The organism is Buttiauxella cochleicola, from assembly GCF_021282435.1.
In the GTDB taxonomy this organism is placed as follows: Bacteria; Pseudomonadota; Gammaproteobacteria; order Enterobacterales; family Enterobacteriaceae; genus Buttiauxella; species Buttiauxella massiliensis.
Genome location: NZ_JAJSOT010000001.1, coordinates 876,040 through 891,661, shown reverse-complemented (window position 1 = coordinate 891,661; position 15,622 = coordinate 876,040). Strand labels below are relative to the sequence as shown.

Annotated in this window: 13 protein-coding genes; 7 read left to right on the top strand and 6 right to left on the bottom strand. The window is 41.9% G+C overall.

Annotated elements, in window-relative coordinates; genetic code table 11:
• Positions 1-6: 6 nt before the first annotated feature.
• Together LVQ77_RS04000 and LVQ77_RS03995 are read right to left on the bottom strand one after the other, a co-directional pair.
• Positions 7-2,127, bottom strand: a complete 2,121-nt coding sequence (locus LVQ77_RS04000; RefSeq protein ID WP_232903735.1) for a glycoside hydrolase family 36 protein — start codon at positions 2,125-2,127, stop codon at positions 7-9.
• A 348-nt stretch (positions 2,128-2,475) separates the two neighbouring features.
• Positions 2,476-5,094, bottom strand: a complete 2,619-nt coding sequence (locus tag LVQ77_RS03995; RefSeq protein WP_232903734.1) for a sigma 54-interacting transcriptional regulator — start codon at positions 5,092-5,094, stop codon at positions 2,476-2,478.
• Between the two features lie 273 nt (positions 5,095-5,367).
• Here LVQ77_RS03995 and LVQ77_RS03990 point away from each other — a divergent pair, with 273 nt between their 5' ends.
• The 6 genes from LVQ77_RS03990 to LVQ77_RS03965 are packed head-to-tail and all read left to right on the top strand — an operon-like array spanning position 5,368 to position 10,040.
• Positions 5,368-5,838 (top strand): PTS sugar transporter subunit IIA, encoded by a 471-nt coding sequence (locus LVQ77_RS03990; protein WP_232903733.1) that lies wholly within the window; start codon positions 5,368-5,370, stop codon positions 5,836-5,838.
• Between the two features lie 33 nt (positions 5,839-5,871).
• Positions 5,872-6,363: a PTS sugar transporter subunit IIB gene (locus LVQ77_RS03985; protein WP_232903732.1), complete on the top strand. Its 492-nt coding sequence runs from the start codon at positions 5,872-5,874 to the stop codon at positions 6,361-6,363.
• A 6-nt stretch (positions 6,364-6,369) separates the two neighbouring features.
• On the top strand, positions 6,370-7,152 hold the full coding sequence (locus tag LVQ77_RS03980; RefSeq protein ID WP_232903731.1) for a PTS mannose/fructose/sorbose/N-acetylgalactosamine transporter subunit IIC: 783 nt from the start codon (positions 6,370-6,372) through the stop codon (positions 7,150-7,152).
• Positions 7,152-8,018 (top strand): PTS system mannose/fructose/sorbose family transporter subunit IID, encoded by an 867-nt coding sequence (locus LVQ77_RS03975; RefSeq protein ID WP_232903730.1) that lies wholly within the window; start codon positions 7,152-7,154, stop codon positions 8,016-8,018. Before LVQ77_RS03980 ends, LVQ77_RS03975 begins: the two co-directional genes overlap by 1 nt.
• A gap of 28 nt (positions 8,019-8,046) precedes the next feature.
• Positions 8,047-9,162 carry a glycoside hydrolase family 88 protein gene (locus LVQ77_RS03970; RefSeq protein WP_232903729.1) on the top strand — a complete coding sequence of 372 codons (1,116 nt, stop codon included), beginning with the start codon at positions 8,047-8,049 and terminating at the stop codon, positions 9,160-9,162.
• Between the two features lie 59 nt (positions 9,163-9,221).
• A complete protein-coding gene (locus LVQ77_RS03965) occupies positions 9,222-10,040 on the top strand; it encodes a Cof-type HAD-IIB family hydrolase (protein WP_232903728.1) in 819 nt (272 codons plus the stop codon).
• A gap of 404 nt (positions 10,041-10,444) precedes the next feature.
• Here the strand turns inward: LVQ77_RS03965 and LVQ77_RS03960 are convergent, their stop codons facing one another.
• The 4 genes from LVQ77_RS03960 to pth form a co-directional block, all read right to left on the bottom strand.
• Positions 10,445-11,146: an oligogalacturonate-specific porin KdgM family protein gene (locus tag LVQ77_RS03960; protein WP_232903727.1), complete on the bottom strand. Its 702-nt coding sequence runs from the start codon at positions 11,144-11,146 to the stop codon at positions 10,445-10,447.
• Between the two features lie 709 nt (positions 11,147-11,855).
• Positions 11,856-13,031, bottom strand: a complete 1,176-nt coding sequence (locus LVQ77_RS03955; RefSeq protein WP_232903726.1) for a tyrosine-type recombinase/integrase — start codon at positions 13,029-13,031, stop codon at positions 11,856-11,858.
• A 213-nt stretch (positions 13,032-13,244) separates the two neighbouring features.
• The gene (gene ychF, locus LVQ77_RS03950) at positions 13,245-14,336 is read right to left on the bottom strand and encodes a redox-regulated ATPase YchF (RefSeq protein WP_064518423.1); all 1,092 of its coding nucleotides are present in this window, start codon (positions 14,334-14,336) and stop codon (positions 13,245-13,247) included.
• A 134-nt stretch (positions 14,337-14,470) separates the two neighbouring features.
• Positions 14,471-15,058 carry an aminoacyl-tRNA hydrolase gene (gene pth, locus LVQ77_RS03945; RefSeq protein WP_232864394.1) on the bottom strand — a complete coding sequence of 196 codons (588 nt, stop codon included), beginning with the start codon at positions 15,056-15,058 and terminating at the stop codon, positions 14,471-14,473.
• A 275-nt stretch (positions 15,059-15,333) separates the two neighbouring features.
• Here pth and ychH point away from each other — a divergent pair, with 275 nt between their 5' ends.
• Entirely contained in the window at positions 15,334-15,612 is a 279-nt protein-coding gene (gene ychH, locus LVQ77_RS03940) for a stress-induced protein YchH (protein ID WP_034455878.1), read from the top strand.
• Positions 15,613-15,622 lie beyond the last annotated feature (10 nt).

The following is a 15,622-nucleotide window of genomic DNA, read 5'->3' as shown; positions in this document are numbered from 1 at the left end:
ATGAGATTAAAATGCTTTGTCTAGTTTAATAGCGGCAGCCTCAAAACTTTCAGCGCACGTAATGATTAGCTGATTATTCTTTATGAAATAAGTAACGCCATTACTACAATATGTAGAGCGAATTTCCCACTGACCTTCAGGAAGGGGAAGGGAAAATGAAAAACTGTCAGACCACGTGGTCATATCAAAAGTGTGAAACACAACCAGGGCTTCATTGAGTTGGTGGTTTGTGCGAAGAACAGCCTGGTAACCTTTTGGCTTGTCATAAGAAAGCACTTCTGTTCCGAAACGTCTGGATTTTCCCTCTAATATTATGTTTTTTAGAGTTTTATAGAATTTTATGCCTTTATCAACATGATTCCACTGTTCTTCCGAGAGCGTATGAACATCCCCTGAAAGGCAAATTAGCCCAAGGAATGTAGCGCATAATGAGTAAATTATTTTTTGCTCTGAATCCTGTTGGCGTAACACTGCCCATATTAATGAAGAAGAGGGTGGGATAAGAAAATGTAAATTAGCAGCTACTATTGGAATGCTGACTGTTTCATGCGCATCAGAGAAGGATGAAATATCCGCCAGACTTCTGGATAGAGCATCAAGTCGGTGTCCACCGGATGCGCAGTTTTCAATAATAATATTAGGCAATTCATCTTTTATTTTACGAATAAATGCCTGACTTTGAGCAATAACCTCATGGAGCCCGACAGATGGGGATTCTTTATGATCGATGCCAACACCGATATTTTCATTATAATCAATTTTCAGATAATCGAAGTTGTACTTTCTGAGCATCTCAATGACTTTCTCATTAAGGTCTTTTTGCACATCAGGGTTGCGCATGTCCAGAAAGCGTCGGTCTCCCACAGTTAGTGGGTGCCCATCTCGATGGAGAAGATGTTGGTGGAGATTAAATGCTTTAGATAACCGACCGCAGGTTTCAATTTCAAACCAAATACCAGCTTTTAGTCCTGCCTGATGAATGGTTTTTACAACGGACTTTAAACCTGAGGGAAAGAGAGTGGAGGAGATTTGCCAGTCTCCGTGACTGAGAGGCCAGCCTGCATCACTGTCATCATACCAGCCCGCATCAATGACATAAAAATCAATACCTTTATCACGAATCAATTGACTGATTTCAAGGATTTGTGATTCGCTAGGGCGCCCCCAGTTGGTGCAAAAATCATTGAATACAACGGGTAAAGAGGATTCATCGGCTACATTTTCTTTGAACAGCAGACTGTCGCGACCCGTTTCTAGCAAGCGCTGGCTGGCATCGTAACGGTCACCATTACAGACACTCACCACTACAGTTGGTGTTGTAAACAACTCTCCAGGCTCGATGGTTTTCAACCACTGACCGTAGTCTCTGTCCGCAAGACCACCGGAAATAGCGATCTCTTTATCTTTACACCAGACTTCCAATTGCCAGGAACTGGCTAATTCCAACTGCACGGCCCATGCCACTTTCCTGGCTTCATCTTCCAGTGCCACGAATGGAAAATATCCACGAACTGGCATTGACCCTAACTGCCCGAATTTTACGCAAGAACCTCCTGAGGGCTTCCAGCATGACTCGAGCTGGAAATCCTCAACTCGTCGATGTTCTTCTCTCCCTTCCATTGTCCATTTGCTTTTGAACCGGGTAAGCCAGAGTGTACCGGGGACTAACTCTTCGTCCCATGGGCTGAATCCAGAGAGTGAAAAACTTGAGAGCATTTCCAGTTGTTCATTCTGCTGCTGCGTGTTTAGAAATGTTGTCCACATTCTGAGAAATTGAGTATTTTCTTTATGTTGAACATGGTGCTGGTAAATATTTCCGCGCCTGTCAGTCAGCTCAGTAATAATGGTATTACTGTCATCAGTAGCCGTAATTATTTGTCTGCAAAATTTCAAATGCTGTGTGGTGGCGGAATTCCTCATACTCTTGCCATGTAGAAACCCTTTAGGATATTCATCGCCAATGAGTTTCGCCTGAACGAGTGAGTCAATTCTTATGTTATCTTTTTGCGCAAGTGGGCTTGTATGATGTTGAGGGTAAATCAGTAAACCGACAGCACCCGTTGTCGGGTCTATGTCGTATCGAAGTCCAATATCCCCAACATGCATTTGTTTTAATATTTCACGCATTGATAACCTCGTAATCAAATTTAGTGAAATGAACTATGCAATATATGTGCCATAAATAAATTTCATTTTTAATTCATGGTGTTAGAACGGAGTGTTGTCACAATGCGTTACTTTCCAGTAAGTGACAATTTACTGACAACATGGGCAGAAAAGATCGCCTTTTAATAGATTTTGAGCGGGTAGAGTAGTTGAAGTGGAATGGTAAAAGCAGACCCAGAAAGCGATATGAATTCGTTGTTAGTATTATGAATGCATATGCTGATGTGTATGGTGAGCCTTAGATTCATTTCAAATTGTCAGAAAGAAAGTACCACTATAAATAGTGGTACTTAAATTTGACGTTAGCAATCAGTGTGAGGACGTAAGAGCATCTTTCTTAATCCAGGATTCCATGATCTCGTAAATCATCAGACTCTCAGTCATCGTGAGATTGATATGGTACTTAGTCAGTATTTTCTCAAAGAACTCAGGCTGAAGATCAACAAAAACTTGTTGTGATGGAGATAGGGTTTGATCGTCACGCCGCGTGGCGCCAGAACCTAACATCAGCCGTTCCACCATCAATGCGATATGCATGAACAGATTCATTCGTGGATAGCTTTCGAAGTGAATGCCAAACCAGGCTTCATAAGCCTGAATGACGCCATCCACTTCATCAATGATAATTTTTGGATTCAAAAAGTTAAGGCGCGTGCTTACACCTTCAATGGTGTAAAATTTCACAATCTCATCAAGCATCGTTTGTAGCGGTTCTACATCCAGAATTCCTGCAAAAAACCTTTTTTGCAGAACATCTTTCTTTTCCCTAAGTAACTTTTGAACATTAATTTGTGGTATATAACCGCAATCTAAATCCGTTGTGGTAATTATCAGTTTTGTACCATTGAGCGCTTCTGCCGCATTAGCCAGTTTCCATTTTAAATCATCATATTCCATAGTGATGATTTCAATGTGCTCATTATTAATGTACTTATTAAAAATTTCTTTCAGACGTTTTGAAATCCCTTCTCCGGAGATACATGAGATAATGAGTTTATTTCCAGAAAGCAATCCGTGATAATACCTTGCTTCAATTTTATAATTGTTTGCCACATCACTGGCAATGTCACGCACAGATAATCCTTGTTGAATTTTGCTCCCTATATCCAGTGCCATTCCAGTAAATACGTTATTCACAACCAACAAATCACCATTCAGGCGTAGTTTTACTTCTTTATATATCTCCTGCAGTGAGCCCATATCCACAAGGATTATTAATCCGGTGTCTCGTTTAATACTATCTATAAAATCCAGTAACTTATCAATTATGGCCTGAGTGCTGACATTTTGTGACATATCGAAGGCCTTGAAATAGTAACCGGATAGCAGGTTATTCGCAGTGCTGGCAATGCTGGAGGCCGTGCTGGCACCATGGCAAATGATGACACCTTGCACAATATCCTTTTCCGAAAGTAAGGTGGAGAAAACTGCATTAAATAATGAAGGGAGATATGTCATGTCAACATCTGTGAAATAATCACCTAATATATTGATTAGCTCATTCGACAGTAAACTGGATTTAGATGATTCCTCTGTTATTGAGGCGAGAATGTCGGCATGTTCTTTCTCTATAGATGCATGCATTGTACAGAGCAAACAATAAAAAAGGGTTCTGTTTATGTCCTGAGTGATATTGATGCCAGTCGTGTTGAAAAATATTTTGATGGCTTCTGAAAACTTGTTCCAGACCCAATGTTCGAGGAGATCTTGCTCGGTCAATCCGCCGCTTAACTCCAGCAGAAGCACTTCTGCTTTTCTTCTAAATATTGCAATGTTTCCACTCAGACAGAGTTCTTGTAGCATAGAGCTATAATTGTGTCTGGCTTGAATCATTTGGTTAATGGTGTGTGGCACCGGGGGACTTGTATCCCGACGAATAATGAGATTAGAACCCTGATTGCTCTCATCACCAACATAAAGTGTTTCCTGGGTTAGCCGATAACGCGTGAATGCTGAGGCAGCAAGGACTTTGATTTTATTTTTCAGCCCGCCAATATTTCCTCTTTCACTAAAATGAATCAGTTGTTCAAGTAGTGCATTACTTACTCGCAGATCAGTTTTTAATTTCCTGGCTTCTTGTTGGAAGAAAAATTGAATAAGCGTTAGTTTTTCGATGAGTGGGCGAAGTGAAAAATCAGTAAGTCGAAGATGAAAAGGGATGCGGCGCAAAAGAGTAGGGAGAAGAACATCTGAAACATTTTCAGTGGTTGCAAAAATAAAACGTACCCGCACCTGATATAATTTTACGTTATCGCCTAAGCGGTTAAAGGTGCCTTTGTCCATAAGCATGAACAACTTCTCCTGGTTTTCAGGAGAGAGTCGGTGCACTTCATCAAGAAAAACAACCCCTCCGTCAGCCTGGTCCAGCAACCCTTTTTTTTCTTTATCAGCACCTGTAAAAGCACCACGGATATAGCCAAAAAGTGTTGCTGAAAGCAACTCGGGATTATTCGCATAGTCAGCACAGTTAAGTACAACAAATGGGGCATCAGAGCTGATAACTTCTTCTTGTTGAGCATAACGATGAATAAGCGAGGCGAGAAAACTTTTCCCGACACCACTTTCACCACAAATTAATAAAGGAAGGCCACCATCGGGGTAACATACTGCGGCTTTACAGCTTTCAATAACATCAGCCAAGCTTCCTCTGGCGCCGATGAATTCATCAAATGCGGAGATGTCAGTTGATAGTTCAATAACTTCTACTTGATTATTTTTTTTAGATGATTCAGGTGTTGAAAAAGAATAACGAACAGGGCGGTTTTTTGTTTTGGTCAGGAGTCCATCTTCACAAAGACGATTTAAATAATGGTTGATAAGCGTTCGTTTTAGACTGGTAAATTCAATGCAATCCTGGACGGTAAATGAATCATTCCCTGATCCAAAAAAAGTAATCAATTGATTATAAAGAGCACTCTTTGCTGACATCTTTACGAGTTCCGCGTTATTAAGACCGGGGCATCAGCATATGGAGTCATTGTCTACTCTGCAAAACCTAATCAATAAAAAAGTGACACTCGTCACATATAGAGATAATTGGAAGTGACAAAAAACCATGAATTTCGAAAACCAAAAGATATTTTGTTTTTTAAATAATCAATAAAAACATGGTTTTATGATTATTTTTTGATATGTGGCACAGTGATTGCAATGATTATTTAAGTGATGGTAAGTGCCAGCTAATTAGTCCAAGAGGTTATGGTGAATAAGAATGTTTATGTAGTAATCGCAAGTCATGGTGAATATGCCGCAGGAATTGTTTCTGCATTGAAACTATTAGTGGATGCCAATGTAGAAGTGGTTTCGCTATGTGCATATTGCGGCGATATAAACAATACAGCTGATGTTATAGATAATTTAAGTGCACATGCCAGAGTCAGCCTTCAGGACAATAGAGAATTTGTTGTTTTTGCCGATATTTTTGGCGGGAGTGTTGCTAATAGCGCTTTGATGTTGATGGCAAGTTACCCTCACATGCATGTTGTTGCAGGCGTCACTTTAGCCATGATGGTGGAGTTCTTTTTAAGCGATGGCGAAAATTTACCTATTCGTTCTCGAATTTATTCGGCCCTGGAAGCATCACGAGAAGCCTCTGTTTACCTTAATGGCAGTGAGCAGTTAACGAAAAAAAATAACTCTGTATCCGACTGTATCGAGAAAGACTTTTTTTGATACTTATATAACGTAAAAATTAGCGAGTATACTATGATAAAAATGATTAGGATTGATGACCGTTTAATACATGGACAGGTTGCACTTGTGTGGTCAAGAGAATTAAATATCGATAGACTTATTGTCGCAAACGATACTATCTCGAAAAATGACATGCAAAAAACAGTTCTTGAAATGGCTGCCCCTGAATCCGTTAAGACGTTAATTATTGATGTTGATACAGCAATAAGATTAGTTAACGATCCTCGTTCAGAACGGCTGAAAATATTTATTGTCGTTAATACACCGCAGGATATGAGACGATTGGCTCAAGGTATCAATGGGCAGCTTAATCTGAATGTCGCAAACTATGGGCGAATTAGCGACAATTTGTCCACGAAAACGAAAGTGGCAGATACTGTTTATTTAACCCCTGATGATTTCGATGAATTCAAAACTATTTTTGAAATCGGTCATGAAATAACTTATCAACCATTACCGTCAGATTCCGCACGCGCCCTCAAAAATATGTTGGAGGGAAAATAAATGCTCATGAATGCACTGATGGTTGGCTTAGCTCTGGCCATTGCGAAATATTTTCAGTGGTGGGGTGCGCTTGGAACGGAGCGTCCACTGATCTGTGTGCCAATAGTCGGTATGCTTCTTGGGCATCCAGTGGAAGGCATTATTATGGGGGGAGCACTTGAACTCATCTTTCTGGGCAGTATTCAGATGGGGGGGACAATCCCGCAAGAGTACACTTTCGGTGCCGTCTTTGGTGCTGCCTTCGCCATCATACTCAATAAACCGGTAGCTGTTGCAATCACGCTTGCTGTCCCACTTAGTATGCTGGGGGTGTTCTTCTATAACCTCATGAAAATTTATTTCACCGCACTCGTGACCCGTTTTGATGGCTATCTAGAAAAGGGGGATGATCGTGGGTTTATGCGGCTATGGCGTTTGTTTGGGGTTGTTTATATCTCTTACTACTTTGCCGCAGGTTTCCTCGGGATTTGGCTTGGTACCGAATTTATCGAAAAACTGGTTGAAAGCGTTCCACCTGTAATCATGAAAAGCCTCAATGTTGCTGCCGGTATGTTGCCAGCAATAGGGTTCGCCATGTTAATGAAGATGTTATGGGAAAGAAATATTGCGCTGTTCTTCTTCGTAGGCTTTGGGATGGCTGTTTTCCTGAAGTTACCCATCATCGGTGTGGCGTTCTTTGCTACGTGTGTAGCTGTCTGGATAGCGTTGACCGAATATAACCAGAAACAACGTAATGCAGCTCCAACAAAAGCACGTAGTAGCGGTAATATTGATGAGGATTTTTTCTAATGAGTGATAATAACCTAAAATTGAATTATTCCAGTGAGTCAGATAATGCACTGAAACTTAATAGTGATGAACGAAAAACTCTGCTCAAATTATTCTGGCGGCAGAACTGGCTAATGTTTGGTATCAACTATGTGAAAATGCAGGGTATTACCTATGGCTGGATCCTGCAACCCATGCTCAAACGAATTTATAATAAAGATCATGACTCCTATATTGAGTCACTTAAAAGAAATACGGCATTTTTCAACACCACTCCGCAAATGGCTCCCTTTATTATGGGGCTGACTTTGGCCATGGAAGAAGAAAATGCTAAATCGCCCGAAACCTTTGATGTTAGCTCAATCAATGCCGTAAAAGTGGGCATGATGGGGCCATTGGCTGGGATTGGTGATTCGTTCTTCAGCGGTACCTTGCGCGTTATTGCTACTGCAATTGCGTTAGGTTTTGCGCAGAATGGTAGCATCCTTGGGCCGCTACTTTTCCTACTTATCTTCAATATACCAGCCTTTTTTATCAGATATTACGGTGCCTTACTGGGTTACAAACTGGGGAGTCGCTATATTCAGAAAGCAATGGAGTCAGGACTTCTTGGTGCTATCACACGTGCAGCCTCAATTATGGGGCTCATGATGGTCGGCGCACTGAGTTATCAGATGATTAAATTCAGTACGACATTGCAACTGGAAATGAACAGCCAAAAATTAATCCTCCAGAACATTCTCGATTCAATAATGCCGGGGTTATTACCGCTCTGCCTGGTTCTGGGGTGTTTTGTTTTAATAAGAAAGAAAATAGGCATGGTAACACTGCTTATCGGTATTTTTATTATGGCAACGATTCTGACCTTGTTGGGTGTGACCGGTTGATTTATTTATATTAATGTAGGATTAAATTATGTTGGATGATAATACCTGGGTTGACTCCTTACTTGAACTTGTCACTCTGAAAGTAGATGCGCTTACTCAGAAAAATGACGGGTACATTCCCTATATGGCTACAGATGGCCAATATAGTGATAAGCAGAATGATATTGTATGGTGGACTAATGGTTTCTGGGGGGGAATGTTATGGCAACTTTGGCAATCTACCGGGAAAACTTCCTACAAGGATCACGCTGAAATTCTTGAGAAACAACTGGATGCGGCTTTCGACCGTTACCAGGGGTTACATCATGATGTCGGGTTTATGTGGTTGCACACGGCGGTCGCAAACTATCGTTTGACAGGTAACGAGCGTTCTTTGCAACGTGGTTTACATGCCGCTCATTTGCTGGCTGGGCGTTATAACCCTGAAGGAAAGTTTATTCGCTCATGGAACCGCGACCGTGCGGGATGGATCATCGTTGACAGTATGTTGAATATCCCTTTGCTTTATTGGGCAAGCGAAGTTTTGGACGATCCGCGCTTCACTTACATAGCAAAAAATCATGCCGATACGGTAATGGAGAAAATTATCAGGCCTGATGGATCGAGTGCCCATATTGCGGTTCTTGATCCCACAACCGGAGAATTACTGGAAACTCCAGGAGGGCAGGGTTATGCCAGTGGCTCTTCATGGTCGCGTGGGCAGGCATGGGCACTTTATGGTTTTGCGCTGAGCTATAAGCACACCGCAGAAAAGAAATACCTCGATACCGCAAAACGTGTTGCACATTATTTCATTGCGAATGTAGCTGCCACAGATTATGTACCGTTGTGCGATTTTCGGTCGCCTGCGGAACCTGTGATTCTGGATACCTCTGCAGGTCTTTGCGCTGCGTGCGGTCTACTTGAAATTGCTGAACATGTACCAGAATTTGAGCGAGAATTTTATTACAGTAACGCGGTTAAAATCATTAAGAGCATATCGACTAAACACTTACTGAGTCAGTTGGATAATGAAGGCATCATCGATATGGCTGCTGCCGAGTATCATGCGAAAGAGACTCAGGATCTACCGATAATCTATGGCGACTATTTTTTCCTGGAAGCTATATTACGCGTTAAGAAAAAAGGTTTTCTAATTTGGTAATTTTACTGGGGATAGTCATTGCTATCCCCATGATTTGAGCTAGGTGTATGATAAAATTAATGGCAATTGATATTGATGGTACGCTTCTGAACGATAACCAGCAGATATCACCGAGTAATATTGAATCTATAACGCAATTACTTCTATCTGGAGTTTATATTGTGCTGTGCTCAGGAAGAGCGACGGGTGGTATGGAGCATATTGCTCGGGAACTCGACCTATACAGCTACGAAAATGCACTCCTGGCATCCTTTAATGGTACGTGCATAACACATGCTAAGAGTAATACTGAGTTGTTTTCATGGGAGCTTTCACCGCAAGATGTGCAGGTCATTAATCAGCTCAGTATCGATTTTGATATTCCTGTGATCTTTAATACCAGAGCCCATCACATTATTAATTACCGCTACTGTGATCATGAATTCATCAAGAAAAAAATAAAGAATAGAGCGGATATTCAGTATGTTCCTGATGGAGATATTAATAGACTTGATAGGGTGTTGAAAGCCTCATTGGTGGTAGAGTCAACTAAGCTTGAAAAGTATCTTTTGGAGCTCCATTTCTCTGGCATTGTTCGTGATTTTCATAGCACGCGTTCGGAACCCTGGTTGCTTGAGATTTCCGTATTGAACAGTGGAAAGGGCGCCGCACTTCACTATCTTAGCAATGCTCTGAATATAAAAAATAGTGAGATTGCCTCTATCGGGAATCAGGAAAACGATATTCCGATGTTAACACACGCAGATTTTTCATTTGCTGTGGGCAATGCAACAGACGCGGTTAAAAGCCATGCTCGCTATATTACATCCACTAACAACCAATCAGGTGTTTCTGAGGCAATCAGAATATTATCTAATTTGTCTCTGCTCGCTTTTTAATCCTCTCATTACCTCGTGAAACGAGCTGTTTCTGATAAAATATCCTTATATCTAAAGTGAAAATTACATGAGTGTAATTTTCACTTTTCTTGTTTCTTTTGGCAAGGGTACGAAAAACATTCACTGGAATTTGGGCAGGATAGAGTTTGTGGTATCTAATTAAGTTAATAGAAAACCATATTCTTTCTAACGATAATTGTGATGCGATATTAACGTTAAATTACTTTGATTTTCAGAAGAATCAGTTAACTCACTGCTCATATGGATAACCCGGATAAACAAAGTCAATTCGGATTATCCATATTTAATTTTCTAATGCTATTTATTGCTTCCTTTGCGGATAATCAATTTTATAGATTCATTGTTTTGATCAAACTCGAACAAGAAAAAATGATCATGCACTGCTAAAATTTATATGAAGCAGCCATGCTTAATAAATAATTTTCCTTGTGCTCAACTTGAACTCTTTCGTACCATCCTATTTGTGATTGAACAGACCATGTGTCGTTAATTTTATAATTAACTGATTGTTTAATTTCCCAATTGTCATTTCTACCATTGGCGCGGTGGAAATTATTGATAAATATATTGTTGGTGGCATTGAACTCCGTTGCCCATTTGTTATTGATTTTATAAGTGATGTAATAATCAAGTTGATGAAAGTTAGCATAGTTCTCTTCACCATTTATATCTATTGTTTTATGATTGAATTTCACGTAGCGATATCGTGAACCTAATGTCAATGCATCAAATAGATTATAGAATCCTCCTATATTGGCACATACAAAGCTACCAGATGGTTGCATTGTTAACTGCCCACCACCCATGATTTTAAAATCTTTATTGTCAGCAAGATAGAGTGGATACCAAAATTCAGCTTCATTACCTACTGATTTTAGCTCATCAAAATGATGTCCTAAATTATTGTAAGCAGTTAGTAGTACACCAGCAGAGTTATCAAATCGGTGTAAATACTTTAACTCCAGAGAGTTTGTATTCGTTGCTGTGAAATGTTTATAACGCTGCGTAAAGTAATCCTCTCCAGCAAAACACCCATGTATGGATAAAGATATCAATAGAGAAGATAGAGTTAATATTTTTTTCATATTCATCACTTTGTTATATTTAATGGTTAAATGTTGTTGGAGGTGTTAAATATTCAATTGCATGTATTTAACGTGAGCATGACAAAACAAATACTTAATATTGTTGAGGATCGATACAGTCATCATTCAATATTAAGCAATTAACATGCCAGTTTTTTAATTTATTTTTTTCATTTTATTTCAATGAGATAAGATTACAGAGTGAGCGCTATGGATAAAATAAGGATGTGACAATAAATATTATCTATTTAGTTGGGATGGGAATCACAAAAATATATTGATAACAAAAAACATATTCATCAAAATTCTGCATATAGCTGTATGACTCCCATCAGAACCCTACGAAAAATCTGCCAGTGCCAGAATATGTAGTCAGAATGAAGCCGTTTATTGTTCTTTATGATTGAATTATATTGAGGATCAGGATTAATTGCGTATTCCGCTTTGAGCGATCATGGATTGGCATCGAAGTTCGATCGCTGTTTCGCATCTATTCGATTAGATGCCCGTCTGTACAGGTGGACGTCTAAGTTAGCAGGACGGGTTTGTTGGCAAAATACGGCACTAAATTAACGTTACAATTAATTTGACCACAACACGAGAGTTTTTCAAGAACCACTAAACTTCCGCTCCTGGCGTTGAGCTGACTGTCAGACCTGATTGGAGCCAGAGTCGCAAGAGCGGCAGAATAATAACGAGTTAGTACAAATTAACTGAGCTCTAATATCCACCCATCAAGCTTATCCGCCCAGTCCTGCATCATTACTTTACGCTCATCAAGGTAAGTCGCATGATTGTACGTGCGGCGTACATTATTTGTATCAGCATGGGCCAATTGTGCTTCAATAGCATCAGATCGGTATCCCATTTCATTCAAGCGTGTGCTGCCAGTGGTTCTTGTTGCATGCGGGCTGTATGTACCACTCCAGTCAAGGCTCTTGAGAAGCTGACGCAACGAGTGCGATGTCATAGGACCGCGTGGGTTATCTCGTCCCGGAAATAGGTGCTGCCGATGTCCTGTCAAACCATGGAGGGTTCTGAGCATTTTAATGGCTTGAGAGGGAAGGGGAATAAGATGTTCTCTGCGGGCTTTCATTCGCGTTGCGGGAATGGTCCACAATGCTTTATCAAGATCGAATTCAGACCATTCCGCTTCAGTGACTTCGGTTGGTCTCGCCAGCGTCCACCACATCAGCCACATGCAATAGTTAACCTGATATGTACCTCGGCTGTTATCAAAACTGATCAGCAGTTTCCCGATTTGTTGTTGATTTAAGGCTTGCTTGTGCTGTGTCTTATTTGCTGGAAGTGCTTTACGAACGGGCCAGACGGGATCGCTATCTGCCCTAAGAGTCGCTACAGCTAACTCAAAGACAGATGAGATTGTGCGTCGGGCTTCAGCAGCAACGGTCGGTGCACCACGCTTTGCTGTTTCTTGTAGTATTTTTAAAATATGATGTGGGGTTATCTCTCTGATGGGGAGTTTACCAATTGCCGGGAATACAACACGTTCCAGCATATCAAGGCGACGTGTTTTGGTGATTTCTGCCCAATCTTTCATCTGCAACCACTCTTTAGCGATAAGCTCAAAGGTGTTGGATGCGTCGTTGACCTTACGGATCTTATCTAACTGACGAGCCTGTGTCGGGCTAACTCCATCTGCGACTTGTTTACGCGCTTGCTCGCATTTCTCTCGCGCTTCGGAGAGTTTTACCGCTGGATACTCGCCCAATGCAAACATGCTGGATTTACCGTTGAGTTTAAACCGATAGCGCCATGCTTTTTTGCCATTGGGTTTCACTTCGAGATAGAGACCGTTGAAGTCATTGAGCCGATAGAGTTTTTCTTTCGGCTTGGCCGTGCGGCATTGCGTATCAGTGAGCATTGCGAGTCCTTGTCTATTTCTTATACCGCCATTGTACTCACCTAAAATTAAGATGGAAACAGATTGTACTCATGCCTGTACTCATTTTTAGCTGTGCTGTAGCGAGATTATATGAGACATCATGAAAACAAAAATCCACGCAAATGCGTGGATTTTATGGGTTTTTTGGTCTTCTTGAGATGCAGTGAGATCTCATGAGACAACAGGAGCTATTTAGACGTTGAACAGGAAGTTCATTACGTCGCCATCTTTAACGATGTAGTCTTTACCTTCTGCACGCATTTTGCCTGCTTCTTTCGCGCCTTGCTCACCTTTGTAGGTGATGAAATCTTCATACGCGATGGTTTGTGCGCGGATGAAGCCTTTCTCAAAGTCAGTGTGGATTTTACCTGCAGCTTGTGGGGCAGTTGCACCAACAGGGATAGTCCAGGCACGTACTTCTTTCACGCCAGCAGTGAAGTAAGTTTGCAGGTTCAGCAGCTCGTAACCCGCGCGGATAACGCGGTTCAGACCGGGTTCTTCCAGGCCCATTTCTGCCATGAATTCATCACGGTCAGCATCGTCGAGTTCAGCAATATCAGACTCAACTGCTGCACATACAGCAACAACCACTGAACCTTCGGCGGCGGCAATTTCACGTACTTTGTCGAGGTATGGGTTGTTCTCGTAACCGTCTTCGTTGACGTTTGCGATGTACATGGTTGGTTTCAGCGTCAGGAAGCTCAGGTATTTGATAGCGGCTTTGTCTTCTTCAGTCAGAGGAAGCGCACGCAACATACCGGCGTTCTCGAGCTGTGGTAGACATTTTTCCAGCGCAGCCAATTCAGCTTTTGCGTCTTTATCGCCGCCCTTAGCTTTCTTTTGCACACGGTGAATAGCACGTTCGCAGGTGTCGAGGTCAGACAGCGCCAGCTCGGTGTTAATTACTTCGATATCGTCAGCCGGGTCGACTTTGTTATTCACGTGAATGATGTTGTCGTTTTCAAAACAACGCACCACGTGGCCGATAGCTTCGGTTTCACGGATGTTGGTCAGGAACTGGTTACCCAGGCCTTCACCTTTGGATGCGCCTTTTACCAGACCGGCGATATCAACGAATTCCATGGTAGTTGGCAGAATGCGCTGTGGTTTTACGATCTCGGCCAGTTTATCCAGACGTGGGTCCGGCATTGGTACTACACCAGTGTTCGGCTCAATGGTACAGAACGGGAAGTTTGCTGCTTCGATTCCCGCTTTGGTGAGCGCGTTGAACAGGGTTGATTTACCAACGTTCGGCAAGCCGACGATACCGCATTTGAATCCCATGGTTTAATTTACCTTAATTACTTGATATTCAATGAGTTGATGATGTCTCATTGATAAAATGATCATAACTTTCCCCATTATACACGCAAACGGCATATAACGGGCGCAGAAATCCTCGTTGGCCGTTGTTCAGGCTAGGGTTGCGCCTTAAAGGTATGCAGCCGATTAGTGGCTTTAGTTAACCCTTCTTTTAGCCAAACTTCTGTGCAACGTGCCGCTTCGTCTACCGCATCATCAATCAGCTTCTGTTCGCTAAGTGGCGGTTTACCTAATACAAACCCGACAACTTTGTTTTTATCACCCGGATGGCCAATTCCGACACGTAAGCGGTGAAAGTTTGGGTTATTACCCAATTTGTTAATGATGTCTTTCAGACCATTGTGTCCGCCGTGGCCACCGCCGAGTTTAAATTTCGCAACGCCTGGTGGAAGATCCAGTTCGTCATGTGCGACCAGAATTTCATCGGGGGCAATGCGGAAAAAGGTCGCCATCGCGCCGACCGCTTTACCGCTAAGGTTCATAAACGTGGTTGGCACTAACAGGCGAACATCTTCTCCGGCAAGGTTTATGCGCGCCGTGTAGCCGAAGAATTTACTTTCTTCTTTAAGCGACTGGTTGTGGCGCTGAGCCAGCAAATCCACATACCAGGCACCAGCGTTATGGCGGGTAGCCGCATATTCCGCACCTGGGTTTGCCAGGCCAACTATTAATTTAATACTCACGTTTAATTTCCTGAAAACAGACCAGAGCCGCGTAGTTTACTGCGCTCAAGACGTGATGACAAAGAGCCAATGTGTCATCTATTGAATTCTTGAATAGTTCAATGAATGAACCATTAGAATTTGATGCTATTCAGCGAGTTATTTGTAAATTTTTGTAGCTTTTTCATTCGTTATTGTGATCGCTAACGCACATCATCCGAAGCGGTGTTGTCTATACTTTACACACAAGGAATGGGGATTTCCCCCGCCGACCCAGCAACACCCGGAGGTGACTTATGAAACGCAAAAACGCTTCATTACTCGGCAACATTTTCATGGGGTTGGGGCTTGTCGTCATGGTTGGTGGCGTTGGTTATTCCATTTTAAACCAACTCCCTCAATTCAACTTCCCGCAATATTTCGCCCACGGTGCTGTTTTAAGCATATTTGTTGGTGCGGTCCTTTGGCTGGCAGGTGCGCGCGTTGGTGGGCATGAACAAGTTGGTGACCGTTATTGGTGGGTGCGCCACTTTGATAAACGTTGTCGCCGTGATGATAATCATCGCCACAGCTAAAAAGTCTGGA